Below are 22,183 nucleotides of genomic sequence, written 5' to 3'. Positions count from 1 at the left end.
ATTTTATACAGGACATGTAGAAGTTAATAATCGAGTAACACAAGTACAATGCTTGGCTACTTCAAAAGATGGTATCAATTTTGTTAAGAGTCCCTTAAATCCAATAATAGATGGAGAAATGATTAAGGGGATTGCTACAGTAGAAGATTTTAGAGATCCAAAAGTTTTCCAGTATGAGAATACGTACTATATGGTTGTGGCTGCGAAAACACAAGAATCTACTGGACAAATTTTACTTTTTGAATCTAAAGATTTGATAGATTGGAGATTCAAATCAGTCCTGTTAAAAGGCGAAGAAAAACAAGGAATTATGTGGGAATGCCCAGATTTAATTAGAATAGGAGACAAAGATGTTCTGTTGGTTTCACCTATAGAATTTGAAGAAACTCAATATCAGTATAAAAACATCAATTCTACAGTAGCATTCATAGGAAATGTAAACTGGGAATCCGGAACGTTTACTGTTGAGAAATATCAAGAAATTGATTCGGGATTGGATTTTTACGCTCCCCAAACTTGTAAAAATAAAAATGGCGAAAATATTATGATTGCGTGGATGCAAATGTGGAAAAGAAACATTCCCACAGATGATTTAGGACATGGATGGGCAGGATCCATGACTTTACCTAGGAAGTTAAGCATAAAAAATGATAAACTCTCTCAAATGCCTGCTGACGAAATTTATAAAAGTATAGTCTTAGTAAATGAAAAGAAAAATTTGATATTAGAAGAGGAATACGTAGTTTCTGATTCCAATTTGAATCAGAACTACTATAATTTTATAATTAGTACCAAAAATAATAAATCATTTACTTTAAATTATGGAAATGAAGAACATAATTGTTTAGAAATAAGTTATGATGCTTTTAAAAAAATATTCTCAGTATCTCGTGGACAATTCGGTCTTAAAATAAATGGTGAAGAAAAAAATTCTTATAGCAGGGATATTGAAATACTCGATGAAGCAGACAAGCTTGATTTAGAGGTATTTATAGACACTTCTTCAATAGAATTTTTTATTAATCAAATATATACTGTAACAATTACATTTTATGAAAATACTCCTAACAAAAAAATGACAATAATTCCTGAAGACATTTTAGAGTTATTTTATTGTAAGACAGGTAAAATTAAAGTTGAAAATTAAATTAAAAAAAGCACTCGATTAAATTCGAGTGCTTTTTTAATTTATAGGTAGATAAATCATGCCTTTTTGTTGAAAAACAGCTAGCGTGAATGCTTTGAATGCACGGATCAACTCCAGTTCGCCGTGTGGTTTGGTAGGAGTTAAAAATCCAATAGCTGGTCGAATAGGAAGCGAATCGATGGGAAGTACGACAGTATGTGGCAAGCGTTCGCTATGGGCAATCGAAGTAAAAATAGAAATACCAATTTTTTGCTGTACATAGTATTTATGAGCCAAACTTGTCGTGACTTCGATTTTTTTATAATTGGTTCCAATCGCTTGCTTTAGGTATTGTTCAATTTTGATTCGAATTGGACAATTTTCTGGCGTCATCAAAAATGTCTCTTGATTCAGTTCGGCTAGTGTGATGCGTTCTTTTTGTGCCAAGGGATGAGTATCGTAAACAAGTAAATTCAATTCGTCATAAAAGAAAGGTTCGAATAATTGTTCAGATAAAAGTGTGGGTTCTCCACAAATCGCAAAATCGATCGTACCTTCTTGTAGACTTTGATTACATGAATTGGCATCCATGACTTGAATGGCAATAGTAGTTAAAGGAAATTCTTCTTTAAAGCGCGTCAAAATTTCAGGTAGGATCAGACTAGCTGTTGGATCAGAGACCCCGATCGTCAATGTTTGGTTTGATTCTTTGACTAATTGGCTACCAAATAAGGCAAGAGACTGGTAATGAAGTAAAAATTCTTCAGCCTTTTTGTAAAAAGCTTGTCCTTGTGTCGTCAATGTAACGTGTTTTCCACGGTGAAAAAGCGGGGTTGCTAAATCGCTCTCAAGTTGTTTGATCCGCGATGAAATAGTTGGCTGCGCATATTGTAATAATTCAGCTGCTTTTTGAAAGCTTCCGGTTCTTACGATCAAGACAAATGTCTCAATTTCTTTAATATCCATAGTGTGCCTCCTTGAATAAGCTAGCTACAGTATACGAAAAGTTTTGTAAAACCCAAAAAAGTTTGTGATCAGTTTTTTCTATCGACAAGTAAATAAAAGCTATTTAAATAAATATGTATTCGTTATCAAACTTGTTATCAATGGTTTTGATAATTAGATTTCTAGTTTATGAATTCAAATATCAATTTTTTTGATACGTGATGTTGGAAAAATCGATTTGTTTTCACAAAGATTGTGGCTTATAGTTTAGAAAATCTTAATTACAAGAAAGCGAAGTGATCGATGATGACGACCATCACCCTAGTCGTAGGCAGTAACCAATCTTATTCTCGAGTTCAAGGACTTGTGGAGTATTGTATGGATCAGTTTTCATTGATGAATCTAAAAACGGATTTGATTATGGTCAATGAATTAAATCATGAAGCATTATTAACAGCTGATTTTTCACATCCAGATATTTTAGAAGCCAATCAAAAAATCATGAACAGCCAAGCCGTACTCTTTTTTACACCCATTTATAAAGCGAGTTACTCAGGTATTTTAAAAACGTATTTAGATTTACTCCCACAAAAGGCACTCTCAGAAAAAATCGTCTATAGTTTAGCTCTTGGTGGCTCGACAAATCATGTATTGGCATTGCCGTATGCATTAGAACCTGTTTTAAAAGAGTTGGGCGCAGAATATTTACTGCAATCTACATTTATCCATCAATCTGCAGTAACAAGAGAAGTCGACAGTTGGGATGTTGCTTTACAAGCGAAAGAACGAATCGATACACAACTGTTAAAAATTGAACAGTACACATTAAAAAAAGTGAGAAAGGAAGTCATTAAATGAGCGAAGGAATCATTCGTGTAGCGACTAAAGAAGATGCTCCAGCTTTATTGGACTTGATCCAAACAGCGTTTAAAGAAGTCAAAGAATATGGGATCGAGTGGCCATCGACTAATGCAACACTCGAAATGGTAACAGAAAATATTGAACGTTCAGTTGCCTTGTTGTATGAGATCAAGGGTGAATTGGTTTCAACGATTACGATCCGTTTACCTTGGGAATCTGAAACACCGGTATCGCGTTATCCATTTTTATGGTGGTTTGCTACTGCAAATGCTTACCGTGGACAAGGAATTGGTAAGCAATTTTTAAGACAAGTCGAAAACGATTATTTGATTCAGCTATATAAAGCGCCAGCATATATGATCGGAACATCTGGTAAAAAACATCCTTGGTTACTGGATATGTATCTAAGAAATGGCTATCAAATCCACGGCAAGCATTTAGATGAAGCGACACAAGATATTGGGGTATCACTGTATAAAGTGTTGATTCCAGAAAAATTCGAGCGCCGGTTACTAAATCCGAGCGCCTAAGGGGGAGAAAAAATGGGAGATTTTTTTAATTGGCAGTATGTATGGTCGTTTATTCCTAAGGTACTTAGTGCTGTACCGGTGACTTTAGGGATTGTAGGGGTGGCTACATTGATGGGGATGCTGCTTGGAATTTGTTTTGCATTGATTCGTTTAGAAAAATTTCCTGTTTTTTCTCAACTTGTGATTGTATTTGTCTCATTTATTCGTGGAACGCCGATATTGATCCAATTATTTTTAGTCTTTTATGGATTACCCGTTTTACTGACGGCGCTAACAGGAAGTCCTGTTAATTTAGATAAACTTTTATTTGTCTATATCACATACGGTATTAATACATCGGCTTACTTTTCAGAGATTTTTCGAACAGCGATTCTTCAAGTCCCACAAGCACAAAAAGAAGCAGCTTTATCTATTGGACTAACCAAAAGTCAAATCTATCGTAGAATCGTTTTACCACAAGCGATTCGCAGTGCATTACCGCCAACAGGAACGATGATTGTCGCCTTATTACAAGATACATCTTTAGCTTTTTCACTAGGAATCGTCGACATTATCGGTAAGGTTAAAGTTTTAGCTTCAGTTACGTATCACTCACTAGAAGGATATTTTATCGCGGCAGTTATCTTTATTGTGTTGAGCATTTTATTAGAGCAGCTATTTTCTAAACTGGATCAACATCTGAGTCAACGACATGAACGTAAGGTATCGGTGATGTCTCCTCGTTTGATCGGTTTGCCATCTTTTAGAAGAAGAGGATTTGAGCATGAAGGGTAGACTATGGAGTTTGTTGATTTTGACCGTCGTTTTAGCTGGTTGTAGCGCTAACGCACAGACTAAAGCGGCGTCTGGTACTGGTGAAACGATTATTGTCGGAACTGGAAACGCGTATCCGCCATTTGTTTATTTGGATGAGAACAATGAATTGACTGGATATGACGTTGCCGTATTAAAAGAAGTCGATCATCGATTACCCGACTATTCATTTCAATATGAATCTATGGATTTTAAAACAATCTTGACGGCGTTATCGAGTGATCATATCCAACTTGCTGCACATCAATATGCTGAAAATGAGGAACGAAAAGCGAAATATCTATACGCCAAAACAGGGTATACGGATTTCACGATGTATATCACGCAAGATCAAGCACATTTAAGTAATGTGAATACTTTAGATGATTTGGCGGGGAAAAAAGTATTTGCTTCTGCTGGATCAAATGCCGCGTACTTACTGGAAACGTATAATCAAACGCATCCGACACCGATTGAAATCGTGTATAACGAAGGAAGTAACGAGGTGACGGTCAAAGGATTACAAAATGGAACTGCTGATGCGGTATTGATGACTAAATTTGATATCGCGAAATTGAACAAGCAATTTCAAGCCAACTTAGTAGCTACAGGAGAGCCGGTCAAAAAAGCTAAGACATATTTTTTATTTGCAAAAGAAAATACAAAACTTCAATCTGCGGTCGATCAAGCACTAACGGATATGATCAAAGATGGAACATTAAGAAAATTATCGATTCAGTATTTGGGAGAAGATTATACAACATAAGGGGCGTAAACAATGAAGAAAAAAACAATTTTAGGTCTAAGTTTAGCAGTGTTATTAAGTCTAGGTTTAGCTGGGTGTGGCAAACAAAGCAATGCCGAAACGACAAAAGATTCTGGAAAAGTCATCACGGTAGGAACCGGAAATGCCTATCGACCATTTGTCTATCTAGATGAAAATAATGAATTACAAGGATATGACGTTGAAGTGTTAAAAGCTATCGATAAAAAACTGCCAGAATATCAGTTTAAATATGAATCTATGGATTTTAAAAATATCTTAACTGCTTTAGGAGCAGGTAAAGTCGATTTTGCTGGCCATCAATACGAATACAATGATGAACGCGCTAAAAAATATTTGTATGGAAAAGTAGGATATACGGATTATACCTTGTACGTAGCAGCAAATAAAGACGCATCAGAGTATACAAATTTAGATACATTAGCTGGGAAAAAAGTCTTTACCTCACCAGGATCAAACGCAGCTTATTTATTAGAGCAATACAATCAAAAACACGAGAACAAAATCGATATCGTCTACAACGAAGCCACACAAGAAGTTTTAGTCAAAGGATTACAAAATGGTACAGCTGACGCTGCGTTATTAACAAAATATGATGTGGATAAATTGAATAAAGAATTTTCAGCAGATCTTGTGGTCAACAATCAGCCAATCAATGAATCAAAAACGTATTTTGTCTTCCAAAAAGGTGATCAAGCGTTAGCCGATAAAGTCGACAAAGCGTTGCAAGAATTAATCGATGAAGGAACATTAAGCGAGTTATCAAAGAAAATCTTAGGTGCAGATTATACTAAATAAAAGTAGGTGAACAAAATGGACTATCAAGCAATTAGTGAAGCATTCCAAAAAGGATTGGTATATTTACCTGTTACGTTGCGCTTATCATTTATTCCCTTACTTATCGGGAGTATTTTGGGATTAGGTTTTGCTTTTATGCGCTTTTACCGTACACCAGTAGTCGCAAAAGGATTACAACTAATTTTTCCGATCTTAAAAGGAATACCTGTGGTGTTGAGTTTGATCGTCTGTTACTTACTTTTTTCAGATTGGTTCGATCAATTAGCGACAACATTCCATTTTCCAATTCGCTTTAAAGATCTCAATCGTGAATACTTGATTATCGTAATTTTGAGCGGATATGCCACGATCCAGTTAACGGAGGTTTTTCGCGGATTATTGATCCAATTTGATCGCTCGCAACTAGATGCTGCTGCGTCGATTGGACTTACGACTAGACAAACGATTTTTCGCATTATTTTACCACAATTATTAACGCAATCTTTGCCGCTTTTATGCAATCAGTGGATCGTATTGTTAAAATTATCGGCTCTCGCATCGATCGTGTCGGTGGTCGATATTTTAAGTGGTTCACTGATTATGGCGACTACTAGCTATACATTTTTAGAAAGTTATATTGCAGCAGCGCTTATCTACTGGATATTGGCGATCATGATCGAACAAATGGGCTTTTTCTTAGAGCGACGTCCATTTGTGAAAAGAGGGGGAGTTTGATGTTAACCATCACACAATTGAAGAAACGTTTTGGCAAGCAAATTATTTTAGACGGTCTTGATCTAACGATTGAAAAAGGAGAAGTCGTAGTGATTTTAGGACCAAGTGGTTCGGGAAAAACCACATTACTACGTTCCCTTAATTTCTTAGAACATGCTGATTCTGGAACCTTAGCATTGAATGAACAAGTCATCGATGCAAAAAAAGCGACCAAAAAAGAAATTCTTTCTTGGCGACGACAAACGGCGATGGTTTTTCAACAATATGCACTATTTGCACATAAAACAGCAGTAGAAAATGTGATTGAAGGATTGGTCATGGTCCAAAAACTTCCAAAAAATGAGGCCCTAGCTATCGGAACAGCTCTGCTTGAACAAGTCGGGTTAGCAGATAAATTAAATCACTATCCTAATCAGTTATCAGGTGGGCAACAACAACGAGTAGGAATCGCACGTGCTTTGGCTTTGAAACCTGAGGTCATTTTATTTGATGAACCTACAAGTGCACTCGATCCAGAATTAGTGGGAGAAACATTACGAGTGATTCAATCACTTGCTCATAAAGACAGTACGTTAATCATCGTAACACATGAGATGCAATTTGCGTATGAGGTAGCCGATCGTGTGATTTTTATGGAACATGGTCAAATCGTTGAACAAGGTACGCCAAAAGAAGTATTCGAACAAACCAAAGAAGAACGGACTAAACAATTTTTGGCACGTACTAGACCACAAACATTAGAGGGGGCTATTTCGTGATACGTCTAGGTTTATTAGATCAAAGTATTATTTATGAAAATGAAAATGCAATCTCAACACTAGCAAAAACAGTAGACTATGCACAGCAAGCTGATATTTTAGGGTTTGATGCATTCTATGTTTCAGAACATCATTTGATTGATCAAATGGCAGGCGTTAGTCCAGAAGTCTTGATGGGGTATCTTTTAGCTGCGACCGACCAGATCAAAATCGGTAGTGCGGGTGTGATGCTACAACATTTTGTGCCTTATAAAGTAGCAGAAAATTTTGACGTGCTCGCAAATCTAGCACCACATCGCGTCATTGCAGGGATTGGAAAAGCACAAGGAGGCAATGATCAAGTCGTCACTGTTTTACAAAAAGATGCTTTTTTGAAGCCAATTTCTTTTGAAGAAAAATACCGTGAAGTTGTTGGCTTATTGCGCCAAACGTTACCAGTTGACCATCGCTATTTTGACCGGATCAAACTGGCACCCGCTCTTAGTGCTGCACCTGAAATGGTACTACTTGGTGGGAGTTTAGAAAGTGCAGCTTTAGCAAACGAAACACAATCGAGTATGATTTATCCGTTTTTTGCTAATGGAAATGAAACGATTTTATCAGAGGTCAAACAAGCATTTTCTGTACGAAAACATACACGCTTTATGGTAGCTGTTACCGTTGCATTAGTCGATTCTTTAGAGCAAAAACAAACCTATCTTGACCAACTGGCTTCTTATACGGTTCATTTTGAATCTGGGAAACGTTTGAATTTTGCAGACGAAACTAGTGCAAAAACCTATCAAGAGACGCAAGAAGAAAAAACGTGGATTGAGAAGAAACCGACAGGAGCGATTGTGGCTCAAAAAGAGACCTTGGCTAAAGAACTTAAGGACTTTTGTGTTCGCCATGATCTTTCGGATATCGTTATCCACACACCTTATATGCCGTATGAAGAAAAAATGCAATTGATCGAGTATCTTGCAACTAAATTTGAATTGAAAAGAGGCGCTTTAGTATGAGTCAACCAACGATTGTGTTATGGGCCAAAGAGGGCTGTCATTATTGTCAAACATTAAAAGAGTATTTTGCCAAAGAAAAACTTGCGTATCGTGTAGTCGATGTGACCCATCAAGACGCGTTTCGCTCGATTTTGCAAACGAAATATGGTGTAAGTTATGTACCAGTCGTGGAAATCGCGAAACCAAATAGTGCACAGTTTACGGGCGTAACGAGTTTGGAATTAGCCGATGTGATTGCTGAAATCGAGGCACATCGCGAGGTAGTTGCATGAGTAGACAATTACATTTAGGTGCCATTTTACACGGAATCGGGAGTACAACAGATGGATGGCGTCATCCAGACATCGATGCGACAGCGAGTACGAATTTTGATTTTTACCAGCAACGAGCACAGCTTGCAGAACAGGCTTTCTTCGATTTTGTGTTTATTGCTGATGGGCTGTTTATTTCCGAAACATCGATTCCTCATTTTTTAAATCGCTTTGAACCGATCACCTTGCTAGCTTCTTTAGCACAAGTTACGAAACATATCGGTTTAGTGGGAACTTTTTCTTCTACATATACCGATCCATTCACTCTAGCTAGACAATTGATGTCACTAGATCACTTGAGTAAAGGACGAGCAGGATGGAATGTGGTGACTTCACCACAAGCTGGTGCAGCAAAAAATTATAATAATCGCACATTGCCTCCACACGACGAGCGCTATGATATTGCAAAAGAACATCTAGAAGTTGTTCAAGGATTATGGCGTTCATTTGAAGAAGATGCTTTTGTACGAAATAAAGAGACCGGTCAATATGTTGATTTTAGTAAAATGCATCGAACATACTATAAAGGAAACTATTATCAAGTGGAAGGACCATTAAATATCGGACGTTCACCTCAAGGAGAACCGGTTGTTTTCCAAGCAGGAGCTTCTGAAAAAGGAAAGGCTTTTGCGGCAAAACATGCAGAAGCGATTTTTACCCACAGCACTTCGATTCCAGCGATGAAAGAATTTTATGATGAGATCACTGATCAAGCTGCCGTGTATGAACGCAAGGCATTGGTGTTACCGGGGATTTCACCGATTATTGGCGAAACAAAAGAAGATGCTGAAGCACAATATCAAGCAGTTGCACAGTTGATTCCAATCGAAAATGCGTTGAATTACTTAGCGCGTTATTTCGATGATCATAATTTTCATCAATACCCACTAGATGAACCTTTTCCAGATCTTGGTACGATCGGTAAAGAGGCATTTAGGAGCACGACGGACAAAATCAAACAAGAAGCGAAAGAAAGAGGATTGACCCTTCGTCAAGTCGCGATCGAACAAGCTTTACCTAGACCTTTATTTATGGGGACGAAAGAAGACGTAGCGGATTTGATCGAAGAATGGTTCAATCAAGGAGCTGTTGATGGCTTTATCATCGGTGGGGACTATCCTCACGCTTTTGAACGATTTGTACATGAAGTCGTACCACTATTACAAGCAAAAGGCATTTACAAAACCAAGTACACACATGATACGCTGCGTGGAAATTTAGGACTAGATGAGAAAAAGAGATTGTGACAGAAGTGGACAGCTCTAAAAAATAAGCCGCACCATTTTGATAATAGACTCGTCTATTTCGGTAATGGTGCGGCTTATTTTTAAAAGAGCTACTTTTGGAACACCGTTTATTCAATTTTTAGAGGATGTGATAGACTTTTATCACATCCTCTAAAAAATCGATCAATGCCCTACATAACGGTGCATTGGGATAGAATTATTGCCTGGATGTACTAATAGATATTGGACAACATCGATATTACTTGCTTCAAACGATGCTGCACATGCTTGTAAATACAAGTCCCACATACGATAGAAGCGTTCATCAGCTACTTGCAATACCTGTTCTTTCACTTCATGGAAATTATGAGCCCAATGTTCTAAAGTGAGTTGATAATCACGACGTAAACTTTCTAAGTCAATCAGTTGGAGGTCGTTTGTTTGCATGTGATTTGCTAACTCGGCAACACCTGGAATATAGCCACCTGGGAAAATGTATTGGTTGATCCAAGCGTTCGTTGCGCCACCTTGTTGGCGACTGATACCGTGAATCAAGGCTGTTCCTTTAGGTTTCAATAGGCGTTTGACTACAGCAAAATATTCTTCTAAGCTATCTTCTCCAACGTGTTCAAACATTCCTACACTTGTAATATGGTCGAATTCCATGTTTTTGACTTCACGGTAGTCTTTTAACAGAACTGTACATTGATCTTCAAGACCTTCTGCTTTAATTTTGTCTGTAATAAAACGATATTGCTCCTCACTCAAAGTGATTCCTGTTGCATGCACACCGTATTCTTTGATCGCCGTAAACATCAAAGTTCCCCAACCACAGCCAATATCTAGTAGACTATCGCCTTCTTTAATAAACAATTTATTTAGGATATGGCGCACTTTATTCATTTGAGCTTGTTCTAATGTATCTTCTGGTGTTTGAAAATAGGCACAAGAATATGTCAATGTTTTATCTAACCATAATTCATAAAATTCATTTCCTAAATCATAGTGGGAATGGATGTCTTCTTTATTTTGTTTTTTAGTATGACGTGCTAATTTTGGTAACCATTTGATATAGCTTTTTGAACGCAAAAAACTATTGGCTTGACGATACGCATCCGTAACGAGAGCTTGGATACTTCCGTCAATTTCGATTTTTTTGTCCATATACGCTTCTCCTAGTGTCAAAGAAGCATTTTTAGTGATTTCCTTGATGGGGATGATTTCATTAAAGGTAATGGTGATCTCTGGTTCACCTTCTAGATTGCCGTAACGTTCTGAAGTGTTATCCCAGTAGTTGACCGCTACAGGTAACGAGAATGATTCTGAAAATAATTTTTTGTATAACTCTTTTTCTAACATGTTCATTTCCTCCTAAGACACTGTTTACTCTAATAGAGTAGTCCTTTTTGTAATAAATTACAAACATTTTCTTTTGGATTTTCATGAGTTTCATGGGTTTCACATTTACAATTGAAACACTTTAGTATATGATAAACCAGGTTATATAAAAAAGAAAAGAATAAAGGTGTTCATGACAATAATGTTCGTCTTTTAGGGGGATTTTTAGTAGTGAAAGAAAAAGTGTCGCAGTATTTTGGTCTATCTGCGCTTCAAACCTCATTTCGCACCGAAGTGATTGCTGGGTTTACCACGTTTATTTCAATGGTGTATATTCTATTCGTCAATCCTAGTGTATTAGGTGCTTCAGGGATGGATGAAGGTGCAGTCTTTACAGCGACAGCATTAGCAAGTGCTGTCGGAAGTATTATGATGGGACTATATGCGAAGTATCCGATCGCCACAGCTCCAGCGCTAGGAATCAACGCATTTTTCGCCTATTCGGTCTGTATCGGAATGAAGATTCCTTGGCAGACAGCTCTAGCGGGTGTTTTCGTTGCTTCATTGTTATTTATGTTGATTACTGTATTTAAATTACGTGAATTGATCATTAATGCAATTCCTAAAGATTTAAAATTTGCGATTTCTGGTGGGATCGGCTTGTTTATCGCCTTTTTAGGATTAAATCAAGGTGGGATCATCGTTGCAGATGAATCGACACTTGTATCATTAGGTTCGCTATCAGTTGGTACGACTTGGTTAACGATTTTCGGGTTAACCGTAACGGCTATTTTATTGATTCGTCGTATACCAGGAAGCGTCTTTATTGGGATGGCAGCGACAACTATCTTAGGCTTAGTCACAGGCTTGATCCAAAAACCTACAGGAATCGTATCCGCAGCTCCAAGTTTAAAACCGACTTTTCTAGTTGCTTTAAAACACGTAGGTGATATCAATACGATCCAGCTTTGGGTGGTTGTGTTAACGTTTTTATTGGTTACATTTTTTGATACAGCTGGAACACTTGTTGGGTTAGCGAATCAAGCGGGATTTATGAAAAATAATGAGATGCCACGTGTGGGTAAAGCTTTGGCTTCAGATTCAACTGCGATGTTGGCAGGGTCATTATTTGGAACTTCTCCAGTAGGGGCGTATGTCGAGTCTTCAGCAGGGATTGCAGTTGGTGGACGTTCTGGATTAACGGCCGTCGTAACGGGAATTTTATTTTTATTTGGTCTATTCTTTTCTCCTTTATTAGGAATCGTCACACCGCAAGTGACTGCACCAGCGTTGATCGTTGTAGGTGTGATGATGGCTCACTCGCTAAAAGAAATCGAATGGGAAAAACTTGAAATCGCGATTCCAGCCTTTTTGATTTTAGTAGGAATGCCGCTAACGTATAGTATCTCAGATGGGATTGCATTAGGATTCATTTTTTATCCGATTACAATGATCGCTGCTAAACGAGGCAAAGAAGTTTCTCCAATTATGTATGTATTATTCTTCGTTTTTATTGGTTTTATGTGGATTTTAAATATTAATTCTTAATCGTAAGAACACCGTGTTTGTCATGGTGTTCTTTTTTTTACTAGTTTACTTATTTTTTGTAAGCAAAATAATCGTATTTCTATTTGAAACTTGATATAGTAGAAAAAAACAAGTCGGAGGAATACACATGACACATTATGAATTTGGTTTAGACACATTTGGCGATATCCCTTATGATCAAGCAGGCAAACGCGTATCAGATGCTGAAGCTTTGCGCTTAACGGTTGAAGAAGGTGTGTTGGCTGATCAAGCGGGAATCGATATTTTAGCTATTGGAGAACATCATCGTAAAGAATATGCGATTTCTAGTCCAGAAATCGTATTAGGTGCCTTAGCAAGCGTGACAAAAAAGATCAAATTAAGTACCGGTGTTACGGTATTAAGTTCAGACGATCCTGTTCGTGTATATGAACGTTTTGCGACCTTAGATGCGTTATCAGATGGCCGAGCGCAAGTGATGCTAGGTCGTGGATCATTTACTGAATCTTTTCCATTATTTGGCTACGATCTACAACAATACAATGAATTATTTGAAGAAAAATTAGCGCTTTATCATCGTTTGATTACAGAAGAAACCGTTACATGGGAAGGAAAAGTTACGCAATCATTAAATCAAGCTCGAATGTATCCGCAAATGGAAAACGGTCGAACCCTTACGACGTATATCGGTGTTGGGGGCACGCCAGAATCGATTATTCGTGCTGCTCGATATGGTTTTCCAGTGATGTTAGCTGTTATTGGTGGCGAACCGAAACGTTTTGCACCTTATGTAGAGTTGTATCAAAAAGCAGCTACGCAATTTAATCAACCTATTTTACCCGTTGGTATGCATTCACATGGTGTGATTGCCGACACGAATGAAGAAGCACAAGAGATTGCTTGGCAGTACATCAAAGCGATGATGGATCAATTAGGACGCGAACGTGGTTGGGCTGCAATGAGTCGTGAACGCTTCTTGGCAGAAATTGAACATGGCGCTTATTTTGTCGGTGATCCTGAAACCGTGGCGCAAAAAATTGCACGTACAATCAAAGAAGTTGGGGTTGAGCGCTTTGATTTGGTTTATGGAGCAGGTGGCCAAACAGCGGATGCTCGTCTTAGAACGATCGAATTATATGGTAAAGTTGTGATTCCTCGTGTAAAAGAATTACTAGGAGTTGAGCAGTAATGGAAAAAATTGGGATTTTGGGTGCCGGAAAATTAGGCTTAACCTTAGCGCAATTAGCAAATCGTGCAGGATATCAAGTTGGGATCGCTAGTTCTAGGTCAGCAAGTGCGATCGAGTTGAGTGTAAGTGTTTTGGCTCCCGGAACAGAGGTTCTTGATTCAACGACTCTGCTAGAGAATTATCCAGTAATTATTTTAGCTTTACCACTTAGTCGTTTTTTCGATTTACCAGAAACGATGCGTGAACAGTTTGAAGATAAAGTAGTTCTAGATGCGATGAATTACTGGTGGGAAGTCGATGGTCCAGACGATGAAGGGCGGTATCGAGGATCTAGTTTGACCGTTCAAGCTTGGTTGCCCCAAAGCGCAAACGTGGTTAAAGCCTTTAACCATATGGGCTATCACGATTTAGCCGATGAGGCCACATCAGATTTGACAGCTCAAAAGGGAATGATTTATGCTACTGACCAAAAAGAGCTTTCAGCAATGATGGATACCTTGATTTCAAATTTGGGATTTGCCCCTTATTACTTGGATTCGTTAGCACAAGGGATTAAATTAGAACCCGGAAGTCCATTATTTGGTGCGAATGAACCAAAATCAGTGTTACATGATAGACTAGAAAATTGGGAATCAAATTAATCCAGTGATGTCGTCTTTTTTAAATAAAATAAAATAAATATCATAAAAAGCATGGATTCTTTGTTAGAATCCATGCTTTTTTTAATGAAACGATTGACATGAAGATTTAAGTAGGCGATTTTAATTTTTCACAAACTGACATCAAAATGAACGCGATAAAAAAAGAATTTTTGTTTTTTTGCTTATTTAAAACCGTATCAATTCAATGAAAAATCTATTTTCCCTACGTAATTTTAGAATAATATTAAAATTACATGAATTTACAATGAGAATTTTAATCGATATAATCGGTACATTGAAACAGTTGATGGGAGGTTTTTTTATGCAACAACAACAAACACAGTACTTACGCCCATTTATCGTAAATGAAAAAGAATATTATCTTTTTGATTTACATGAAGCGGCAACTACATATGGTCAGTCACTTGAACGGTTACCTTACGTGATCCGTCTGTTGCTTGAGACGTTAGTTCGCCAACAAGATGACGTCGACATTACAAAAGAACATATCGCCCAATTGATCAAATTTGATGCGTCAAATCCTAAAGGGGAGGTACCCTTTAAACCAGCACGTGTGATCTTGCAAGATTTTACCGGCGTACCCGTGATCGTCGATTTGGCATCGATGCGAGAAGCGATCGTAAAATTTGGTGGAAAAGCGACACAAGTCAATCCAGAAATTCCAGTTGATCTAGTCATCGACCATTCTGTCCAAGTGGATCAGGCTGGTACGGTAGAAGCTTTGGCGGCAAACGTTGCACTAGAATTCCAGCGTAATCAAGAGCGTTACGAATTTTTAAAATGGGCCCAAACAGCTTTTGATCACTACCGTGTGATTCCTCCAGCTACAGGCATTATCCACCAAGTTAATATTGAATATTTGTCGGAAGTCGTCGTGACCAAAGAAGTGGGTGAACAAACGATCGTCTATCCAGATAGCGTCTTAGGAACGGATTCACATACGACGATGATCAATGGGTTAGGTGTATTAGGTTGGGGTGTAGGAGGAATCGAAGCAGAAGCCGCGATGCTTGGCGAACCGTCGTATTTTCCTGTACCAGAAGTCGTGGGTGTCGAGCTGGTTGGTACGCTCGCTCTAGGGGCTACGGCGACAGATGTTGCTTTAGAAATCACGAAATTGTTACGTGAAACGAAAGTAGTAGGAAAATTTGTAGAATTTTATGGTTCAGGAATGGAGCAACTTTCATTAGCTGACCGGGCTACAATTGCCAATATGGCACCAGAATACGGGGCAACTTGTGGCTATTTTCCAGTAGATGATGAAACATTGCGCTACATGGAACTAACTGGACGCGATCCTGAAAAAATTGCATTGACTAAAACGTATCTAAAACAAAATCAACTGTATTATCAAGCAGGAAAAAGAGACTATTCTACAAATGTATCCATGGATTTATCAAGGGTCCGCACGAGTTTAGCTGGTCCTAAACGTCCTCAAGATTTGATTTTTTTAGATGAGATGAAAACAAATTTTCAAACATCATTATTGAATCCAGAAGGACCACAAGGATTTGGTCTGACACAAAATGAACTCAAAAAGCAAGTCACCTTATCCCAAACGCAAACGTTAAGCACCGGGGATCTTGTAATTGCGGCCATCACGAGTTGTACAAATACTTCAAATCCTTATGTGATGTTAGCAGCTGGGCTATTAGCAAAACATGCTATTCAAAAAGGCTTACGTGTCTCAAGTAAAGTAAAAACGTCACTAGCGCCAGGCTCTCAAGTCGTAACGGCCTATCTAAAAGATGCTGGTTTATTACCTTATTTAGAAGAGCTAGGTTTTGCTGTAGTTGGGTATGGGTGTACGACGTGTATTGGAAATTCTGGACCGCTAGAAGACACGCTTACCCAAACGATTATCGACAACGATCTAATCGTTTCAGCGGTCTTAAGTGGAAATCGTAATTTTGAAGGACGCATCCATCCACAAGTCAAAGCCAACTATTTAGCATCACCGCCTTTAGTGATTGCATACGCATTAGCTGGAACTGTGAATAAAGACTTAAGTAGAGAACCCATTGGTCTTAATGATCAGGGTGAGGCGATTTATCTACAAGATATTTGGCCGACCAAGCAAGAGATCGATGAAACGGTTAAAGCATTTGTAACACCTGAATTGTATCAGACCCACTATGCAAAAGTCTTTGATGCCAATGAAGTGTGGAACCAAATCGCAGTTAAACCAGAACCAATCTATACATGGGACGAAACGTCCACGTATATTGCGAATCCACCTTATTTTGAAAATATGACCCAAGAATTGATGCCATTAGAACCATTAGCAGGGCTGCGTGTGTTGGCAAAATTTGGAGATTCGGTCACAACCGATCATATTTCACCAGCTGGTGCGATCTCAAGTAAAGTTCCAGCGGGGCGTTACTTAAAAGAGCGCGGGGTTGCCTTACGTCAGTTTAATTCATACGGATCAAGACGAGGACATCATGAAGTCATGATGCGTGGAACATTTGCCAATATTCGGATCAAAAACCAACTTGTTCCAGGTACTGAAGGAGGACAAACGCGATGTTTTGAAACAGGTGAGGTGTGTTCGATCTATGATGCCGCGATGACATATAAAACAGCCAAAACGCCACTACTGATTTTAGCAGGAAAAGATTATGGCATGGGCTCTTCGCGTGACTGGGCAGCTAAAGGGACACATTTATTAGGTGTAAAAGCAGTACTTGCAGAAAGTTACGAGCGCATCCATCGCTCTAATCTAGTGATGATGGGCGTTTTGCCTTTGGAATATCTTCCTGGTGAGAGTGCTGAAACATTAGGATTGGATGGAAGTGAAGCCTTTACGATTGCGATCACCGAAGATACTGGTGTCAATGAATTGATCACTGTTACAGCAGAAAAAGCAGATGGTGAACAGACATTTACAGTACGTGTTCGATTTGATTCTAAAGCTGATATTCGCTATTACAAAAATCAAGGGATCTTACCGATGGTTGTCCGTAAAAAAATTGCCGAAGCAACACAACAAGGAGGAAAAACTTATGAACACAGCAGGATTAGCAAACACGATCGCTTGTGAAACCTATATTAGCGCGATCGAAGAAGATCGTTTAAGTTATTTTGGGTATGATATTGATGAGTTTATGCATCAAGATGCTACGTTTGAAGAAGTTATTTTCTTACTTTGGAATGGTCATCTGCCTACGACAACAGAGTATGCTTTATTTACCCGAGCTTTGCGTGAACAATATGCAATCGGTGAAGCAGTCGAATCTTGTTTACGTATCCAATGTCGTCAAAACTTGCATCCGATGAGTGTCTTACGGAGTACCGTTTCTTTATTGGGAGTCTTTGACAAAGAAGCAGAAGCGACCGATGCAGAGGCTGTGTACCGTCAAAGTATTTCACTTCAAGCGAAATTACCAACGATCATTGCCAGTTTTTGTCGCTTGCGTCAAGGACTAGATCCAATCGTACCGGATGAAAACTTAGGTCTAGCTGAAAACTTTTTGTATATGCTAACCGGAGAAATCCCCCGTGTGATCGATGTACAAGCACTAGACCGCGCCTTGATTTTACATGCAGATCATGAGCTCAATGCCTCTACTTTTGCAGCACGTGTGTGTGCGTCAACCCTTTCAGATACTTACTCTTGTGTAACGGCAGCGATTGGAACGCTAAAAGGTGCTTTACATGGCGGAGCGAATGAACGCGTATTTGATATGCTAGAAGAGATCGCCGTTGAACAAAATGCGACACAATACATTTTAGAAAAACTAGGATCAAACGAAAAAATCATGGGATTTGGTCATCGTGTCTATACTACAGTGGATCCACGTCAAATCTATTTGAAAGAAATGGCACAGCAGATGACAGATCAAACTGAAAATCAGATTTGGTATCATCTATCAGAAGAAGTTGAACAAGTGATTCGCCAAGAAAAAGGTTTAATTCCAAATGTCGATTTTTATTCAGCAACGGTTTACCACGTGCTAGGAATTGATAAAGATCTATTTACCTTGATTTTTGCGATGAGTCGAGTAGCTGGTTGGTTGGCGCATATTGCTGAACAAAAACAAGCCAATCGCTTGATTCGACCGCGCTCACAGTATAAAGGACAATTGAATCAACGTTATGAACGGATGACAGAAAGAGTAGGGCAATTGTATGCATGATATTCAGATGACAAAAGAAGGGTTGGTCGTTCCAGACTACCCGACGATTCCTTTCATCAAAGGAGATGGAATTGGACCAGAGATTTGGGAGCAAGCACAGCGGATTTTTGATCAAGCTGTATTTCTGACCTATCAAGAAAAAAAGCAGATACAGTGGCAAGAAGTGTTAGCCGGCCAACGCGCATTTGATGAAACAGGAAGTTATTTACCTCAAGAAACACTTGATATCATAAAAAAACAGCTTATTTCAATCAAGGGACCTTTGACTACACCGATTGGAGAAGGAATACGTTCGATCAATGTCGCTTTGCGTCAGACATTGGATCTATATGTCTGCATGCGACCGGTACGGTATTTCAAAGGTGTGCCTTCACCGGTGAAACATCCGGAATGGACAGATATGGTCGTATTTCGAGAAAATACAGAAGATATCTATGCGGGGATCGAGTTTGCTGCTGAAAGTATCGAAGCGAAAAAACTGATGACCTTTTTAGCAGATGAACTAAATGTAACAAACATTCGATTTCCAAAAACAAGTGCGATTGGGATTAAACCGATTTCTAGTCAAGGTAGCAAACGATTGGTTCGGGCCGCAATTGAACATGCTTTGGCGCATCAAAAACAGTTTGTGACACTCGTTCATAAAGGAAATATTATGAAATTCACAGAAGGTGGCTTTAAAAAGTGGGGATATGAAGTTGCAGAACAAGAATATGCCGAGCAAACCTTTACCTATCACACTTACGATACGATCAAAAAAGAACTAGGTGAAGATCAAGCCAATCAAGCGCTCCAAAAAGCACAGCAAGCAGGGAAATTAATTGTTAAAGATTGTATTGCTGATATTTTTCTAGAAGAGATCATCGCACGACCAAAAGATCACCAAGTCATCGCTACAATGAACCTAAATGGTGACTATATCTCCGATGCTCTAGCTGCACAAGTTGGGGGTGTGGGAATTTCTCCTGGTGCAAATTTCAATCTTCAAAGTGGTCATGCAGTATTTGAAGCAACGCATGGAACAGCACCTAAATTTGCAGGTAAAAATAAGGTGAATCCTTGTTCTGTCTTATTATCTGGCGTCTTGATGTTTCGTTATCTTGGTTGGGGAGAAGTCGCTGAGCGCATCGAACGCGCAATCGAACAAGCGATTGCTTCTAAAAAAGTAACCTTTGATTTTGCGGCACAATTACCCGAAGCTGTAGAAGTGAGTTTAAGTGTATTTAGTCAACAAATTTTCGATCAACTATAAGTGTCATCTCGCGTGATTTTTGTTATACTATTTTTTGAGTATAAACACACAAGGGTTGGGCGTAGGCTTTCAAGGATTGTTTCTTCAGGGGCGGAGAAATGACTAGAAGCCTGCGCTCTTTTTGCTTGTATAAGGAGGAAATGATATGGAGTTTGTCGGTAGTTTATGTTTGATTTTGATTACGACGACATTGGTGTCACATTTTTCAAGAAGAATCGGAGTCCCGGCTGTTGTCGGGCAATTATTAGTAGGAATTATTTTAGGAAGTGGTGGCTTACATTTATTAAAAAACACTGAGATCTTACACGAATTTTCAGAACTGGGTGTGATCTTGTTGATGTTTTTAGCTGGGATCGAAAGCGATCTACAATTGTTGAAAAAATATGCGAAACCTGCCTTTTTAGTGGCGTTTTTAGGAATTTTATTGCCAGTACTCTTAGGCGGAGTGAGCACGTTTTGGTTTGGTTTTTCAATGAAAGTCGCCTTGTTTTCAGGTATGATCTTAGCGGCAACATCAGTTAGTATCTCCGTTGAAGTGCTAAAAGAGTTACGCGCGTTGCAAACGAAAGAAGGGGCGACGATTTTAGGTGCTTCCGTTGTCGATGATATTGCAGTAGTACTGATTTTTAGCTTGAGTCTACCGTTCTTTCAAAAAGGAGCTGCAGCTGAAGGATTGCCTTTGCCTTTATTACTAGTCGAACAAGTCTTGTACTTCGGTTTGATTTTCTTTGTCATTCGTTTTATTGCGGGAAAATTGATGGAGTTAAGTGGAAAGTTGTTTGCCACAAGTGCTACGGTGATTACGTCAGTAGTCTTATGTTTAAGCATGGCTTATTTAGCAGACTTTGTCGGATTAAGTTCAGTGATCGGGGCCTTTTTTGCAGGGATCGCTGTGGGGCAAACCAAAGTCAAAGATTTAGTATTTAAAAACGTTGAAGTGTTGGGATATAGTGTCTTTATTCCGGTTTTCTTTGTCAGTATCGGCTTAAGCGTGACGTTTGATCAATTATGGACACAAGCATTGTTTATTCTCGTACTGTTGATTGTAGCCATTATTAGTAAATTATTTGGTGGATATCTAGGTAGCCGTATGGTAGGTTTTGATAATCACTCGGCTTTGATGATCGGTTCTGGATTGATTTCGCGTGGTGAAATGGCCTTGATTATTTTACAGCTTGGTGATGAAGCAGGAATCGTCCCACATGAACTGTATGCGCCATTTGTTATTGTGATTATTTTAAGTACGTTACTCTCACCATTTTTCTTGAAACATTACACAAAAAAAGTTCATGCAACGCAGTAGAGGAGTAGATTATGCAAAAGAAATATTTCTTTTTTGATATCGATGGTACACTGACCGATCGTGCAACGAATGAAATTATTCCAAGTGCAAAACAAGCTTTGGAAGAACTACAGCAAAAGGGCCATTTTGTTGCAATTGCAACTGGACGTGCGCATTATAAAGCGCGTCCGATCATGGAAAGATTAGGATTACACAATATGGTCTGTGCTGGTGGTGGAGCTATCGTAGTTGACGATCAATTGATCAGTAATCGTCCATTAGCATTAGAAAAAGCCAAACAGATCGCGATAGAAGCAGATAGTCTAGGTCTGGGTGTGTTATTTGCTACAAAAGATTCAGATGAAGTGATCAGTCGTGATGAGTTGTTTATTAAACAAGTAGGAAAGCGACAAGAACCGACGACATATCGTATTGATTCAAAACTTGCGATTGAAGAATTAGAACAAATCTATAAATTGTATATTGCACTACCTCAAACAAGCAAAATCGAGTTGACAACAAAAGAACTTTTGCCTAGTTTGTATTACGTGCCAGAATATTTGATGTATCAGATCGATGAAAAAGATCGAGGGATTCGTGAATTGATGGCCTATTTACATGCACCGACTGAGGACGTCGTAGTATTTGGTGACGATACTAATGATTTAGTGATGTTTGGCCAAGAGTGGTTTAGCATTGCGATGGGCAATGGAACCAAGGCATTAAAAGACAAAGCAGATTACATTACCGCAACCAATCTAGAAGATGGCATTTATAAAGCTTGTCAGCATTTTGGTTGGATTTAGCCGTTGACTTTTTGTGTAAAACCATTATAATAAAATGAAATTCATATGAGAAAAAACGTAGAAGAGAAGAGTAATCAATGCAACGCGAGACAGAGACTCCGGTAGCTGAAAAAGGAGACGGGAACCATTGATGAAGATGAAC

The 22,183-nt window shown here is 38.6% G+C and carries 21 protein-coding genes; 19 read left to right on the top strand and 2 right to left on the bottom strand.

The window, feature by feature from the left end:
• Positions 1-1,147, top strand: a 1,147-nt coding sequence (locus tag QZ413_RS09625) for a GH32 C-terminal domain-containing protein (RefSeq protein WP_297079683.1), incomplete at its 5' end; no start/stop codon positions are given.
• 36 nt (positions 1,148-1,183) lie between these two features.
• On the opposite strand, the gene QZ413_RS09620 is transcribed toward QZ413_RS09625, so the two are convergent.
• A complete protein-coding gene (locus QZ413_RS09620) occupies positions 1,184-2,092 on the bottom strand; it encodes a LysR family transcriptional regulator (protein WP_297079681.1) in 909 nt (302 codons plus the stop codon).
• A gap of 285 nt (positions 2,093-2,377) precedes the next feature.
• On the opposite strand from QZ413_RS09620, the gene QZ413_RS09615 reads away from it, so the two are divergent.
• From QZ413_RS09615 to QZ413_RS09570, 10 genes are read left to right on the top strand one after another with little or no spacing between them, the layout of a single operon-like run.
• Positions 2,378-2,929: an NAD(P)H-dependent oxidoreductase gene (locus QZ413_RS09615; RefSeq protein ID WP_297079680.1), complete on the top strand. Its 552-nt coding sequence runs from the start codon at positions 2,378-2,380 to the stop codon at positions 2,927-2,929.
• Complete coding sequence (locus QZ413_RS09610; RefSeq protein WP_297079677.1) at positions 2,926-3,462, top strand: GNAT family N-acetyltransferase; 537 nt, start codon at positions 2,926-2,928, stop codon at positions 3,460-3,462. Before QZ413_RS09615 ends, QZ413_RS09610 begins: the two co-directional genes overlap by 4 nt.
• 12 nt (positions 3,463-3,474) lie before the next feature.
• Positions 3,475-4,236 carry an amino acid ABC transporter permease gene (locus QZ413_RS09605; protein WP_297079675.1) on the top strand — a complete coding sequence of 254 codons (762 nt, stop codon included), beginning with the start codon at positions 3,475-3,477 and terminating at the stop codon, positions 4,234-4,236.
• Positions 4,226-5,020, top strand: coding sequence for a transporter substrate-binding domain-containing protein (locus QZ413_RS09600; RefSeq protein ID WP_297079674.1), 795 nt, complete (start codon positions 4,226-4,228; stop codon positions 5,018-5,020). Before QZ413_RS09605 ends, QZ413_RS09600 begins: the two co-directional genes overlap by 11 nt.
• 12 nt (positions 5,021-5,032) lie before the next feature.
• Positions 5,033-5,836 carry a transporter substrate-binding domain-containing protein gene (locus QZ413_RS09595; RefSeq protein WP_297079672.1) on the top strand — a complete coding sequence of 268 codons (804 nt, stop codon included), beginning with the start codon at positions 5,033-5,035 and terminating at the stop codon, positions 5,834-5,836.
• Positions 5,837-5,851: 15 nt separating this feature from the next.
• The gene (locus tag QZ413_RS09590; RefSeq protein ID WP_297079670.1) at positions 5,852-6,550 is read left to right on the top strand and encodes an ABC transporter permease subunit; all 699 of its coding nucleotides are present in this window, start codon (positions 5,852-5,854) and stop codon (positions 6,548-6,550) included.
• Entirely contained in the window at positions 6,550-7,308 is a 759-nt protein-coding gene (locus QZ413_RS09585; RefSeq protein ID WP_297079668.1) for an amino acid ABC transporter ATP-binding protein, read from the top strand. The genes QZ413_RS09590 and QZ413_RS09585 overlap by 1 nt, the downstream gene beginning before the upstream one ends.
• A complete protein-coding gene (locus tag QZ413_RS09580) occupies positions 7,305-8,309 on the top strand; it encodes an MsnO8 family LLM class oxidoreductase (protein ID WP_297079666.1) in 1,005 nt (334 codons plus the stop codon). Before QZ413_RS09585 ends, QZ413_RS09580 begins: the two co-directional genes overlap by 4 nt.
• On the top strand, positions 8,306-8,581 hold the full coding sequence (locus tag QZ413_RS09575) for a glutaredoxin family protein (RefSeq protein ID WP_297079664.1): 276 nt from the start codon (positions 8,306-8,308) through the stop codon (positions 8,579-8,581). Before QZ413_RS09580 ends, QZ413_RS09575 begins: the two co-directional genes overlap by 4 nt.
• Positions 8,578-9,867: an LLM class flavin-dependent oxidoreductase gene (locus QZ413_RS09570; RefSeq protein WP_297079662.1), complete on the top strand. Its 1,290-nt coding sequence runs from the start codon at positions 8,578-8,580 to the stop codon at positions 9,865-9,867. Before QZ413_RS09575 ends, QZ413_RS09570 begins: the two co-directional genes overlap by 4 nt.
• 162 nt (positions 9,868-10,029) lie before the next feature.
• Here the strand turns inward: QZ413_RS09570 and QZ413_RS09565 are convergent, their stop codons facing one another.
• The gene (locus QZ413_RS09565) at positions 10,030-11,205 is read right to left on the bottom strand and encodes a cyclopropane-fatty-acyl-phospholipid synthase family protein (protein WP_297079661.1); all 1,176 of its coding nucleotides are present in this window, start codon (positions 11,203-11,205) and stop codon (positions 10,030-10,032) included.
• Positions 11,206-11,415: 210 nt separating this feature from the next.
• Between QZ413_RS09565 and QZ413_RS09560 the strand changes: the two genes are divergently transcribed.
• The 8 genes from QZ413_RS09560 to QZ413_RS09525 all read left to right on the top strand — a co-directional run bounded on the left by QZ413_RS09560 (position 11,416) and on the right by QZ413_RS09525 (position 22,041).
• Positions 11,416-12,732, top strand: coding sequence for an NCS2 family permease (locus tag QZ413_RS09560; protein WP_297079658.1), 1,317 nt, complete (start codon positions 11,416-11,418; stop codon positions 12,730-12,732).
• A gap of 127 nt (positions 12,733-12,859) precedes the next feature.
• On the top strand, positions 12,860-13,900 hold the full coding sequence (locus tag QZ413_RS09555; protein ID WP_297079656.1) for an LLM class flavin-dependent oxidoreductase: 1,041 nt from the start codon (positions 12,860-12,862) through the stop codon (positions 13,898-13,900).
• Positions 13,900-14,541: an NADPH-dependent F420 reductase gene (locus QZ413_RS09550; protein ID WP_297079654.1), complete on the top strand. Its 642-nt coding sequence runs from the start codon at positions 13,900-13,902 to the stop codon at positions 14,539-14,541. The genes QZ413_RS09555 and QZ413_RS09550 overlap by 1 nt, the downstream gene beginning before the upstream one ends.
• A gap of 322 nt (positions 14,542-14,863) precedes the next feature.
• Entirely contained in the window at positions 14,864-17,605 is a 2,742-nt protein-coding gene (gene acnA / locus QZ413_RS09545) for an aconitate hydratase AcnA (RefSeq protein WP_297079653.1), read from the top strand.
• A complete protein-coding gene (locus tag QZ413_RS09540) occupies positions 17,568-18,701 on the top strand; it encodes a citrate synthase (RefSeq protein WP_297079651.1) in 1,134 nt (377 codons plus the stop codon). Before acnA ends, QZ413_RS09540 begins: the two co-directional genes overlap by 38 nt.
• On the top strand, positions 18,694-19,953 hold the full coding sequence (gene icd, locus QZ413_RS09535; protein WP_297079649.1) for an NADP-dependent isocitrate dehydrogenase: 1,260 nt from the start codon (positions 18,694-18,696) through the stop codon (positions 19,951-19,953). The genes QZ413_RS09540 and icd overlap by 8 nt, the downstream gene beginning before the upstream one ends.
• 145 nt (positions 19,954-20,098) lie before the next feature.
• A complete protein-coding gene (locus QZ413_RS09530) occupies positions 20,099-21,256 on the top strand; it encodes a cation:proton antiporter (protein ID WP_297079647.1) in 1,158 nt (385 codons plus the stop codon).
• Between the two features lie 11 nt (positions 21,257-21,267).
• Positions 21,268-22,041, top strand: coding sequence for a Cof-type HAD-IIB family hydrolase (locus tag QZ413_RS09525; protein ID WP_297079645.1), 774 nt, complete (start codon positions 21,268-21,270; stop codon positions 22,039-22,041).
• Positions 22,042-22,183 lie beyond the last annotated feature (142 nt).

It is taken from the genome of uncultured Enterococcus sp. (genome assembly GCF_913775425.1).
GTDB lineage: Bacteria > Bacillota > Bacilli > Lactobacillales > Enterococcaceae > Enterococcus_G.
The sequence above is the reverse complement of the archived record's forward strand: the minus strand, read 5'-3'. Positions and strand labels throughout refer to the sequence as shown.

Excerpts from the sequence above, each read along its gene's own strand:
- QZ413_RS09530 (WP_297079647.1), top strand. The coding sequence starts at position 20,099 with ATGGAGTTTGTCGGTAGTTTATGTTTGATTTTGATTACGACGACATTG.
- QZ413_RS09610 (WP_297079677.1), top strand. The coding sequence starts at position 2,926 with ATGAGCGAAGGAATCATTCGTGTAGCGACTAAAGAAGATGCTCCAGCT.
- QZ413_RS09575 (WP_297079664.1), top strand. The coding sequence starts at position 8,306 with ATGAGTCAACCAACGATTGTGTTATGGGCCAAAGAGGGCTGTCATTAT.
- QZ413_RS09600 (WP_297079674.1), top strand. The coding sequence starts at position 4,226 with ATGAAGGGTAGACTATGGAGTTTGTTGATTTTGACCGTCGTTTTAGCT.
- icd (WP_297079649.1), top strand. The coding sequence starts at position 18,694 with ATGCATGATATTCAGATGACAAAAGAAGGGTTGGTCGTTCCAGACTAC.
- QZ413_RS09590 (WP_297079670.1), top strand. The coding sequence starts at position 5,852 with ATGGACTATCAAGCAATTAGTGAAGCATTCCAAAAAGGATTGGTATAT.
- QZ413_RS09620 (WP_297079681.1), bottom strand. The coding sequence starts at position 2,092 with ATGGATATTAAAGAAATTGAGACATTTGTCTTGATCGTAAGAACCGGA.
- QZ413_RS09605 (WP_297079675.1), top strand. The coding sequence starts at position 3,475 with ATGGGAGATTTTTTTAATTGGCAGTATGTATGGTCGTTTATTCCTAAG.
- QZ413_RS09570 (WP_297079662.1), top strand. The coding sequence starts at position 8,578 with ATGAGTAGACAATTACATTTAGGTGCCATTTTACACGGAATCGGGAGT.
- QZ413_RS09525 (WP_297079645.1), top strand. The coding sequence starts at position 21,268 with ATGCAAAAGAAATATTTCTTTTTTGATATCGATGGTACACTGACCGAT.
- QZ413_RS09555 (WP_297079656.1), top strand. The coding sequence starts at position 12,860 with ATGACACATTATGAATTTGGTTTAGACACATTTGGCGATATCCCTTAT.
- QZ413_RS09565 (WP_297079661.1), bottom strand. The coding sequence starts at position 11,205 with ATGTTAGAAAAAGAGTTATACAAAAAATTATTTTCAGAATCATTCTCG.
- QZ413_RS09585 (WP_297079668.1), top strand. The coding sequence starts at position 6,550 with ATGTTAACCATCACACAATTGAAGAAACGTTTTGGCAAGCAAATTATT.
- QZ413_RS09615 (WP_297079680.1), top strand. The coding sequence starts at position 2,378 with ATGACGACCATCACCCTAGTCGTAGGCAGTAACCAATCTTATTCTCGA.
- QZ413_RS09595 (WP_297079672.1), top strand. The coding sequence starts at position 5,033 with ATGAAGAAAAAAACAATTTTAGGTCTAAGTTTAGCAGTGTTATTAAGT.
- acnA (WP_297079653.1), top strand. The coding sequence starts at position 14,864 with ATGCAACAACAACAAACACAGTACTTACGCCCATTTATCGTAAATGAA.
- QZ413_RS09550 (WP_297079654.1), top strand. The coding sequence starts at position 13,900 with ATGGAAAAAATTGGGATTTTGGGTGCCGGAAAATTAGGCTTAACCTTA.
- QZ413_RS09540 (WP_297079651.1), top strand. The coding sequence starts at position 17,568 with ATGAACACAGCAGGATTAGCAAACACGATCGCTTGTGAAACCTATATT.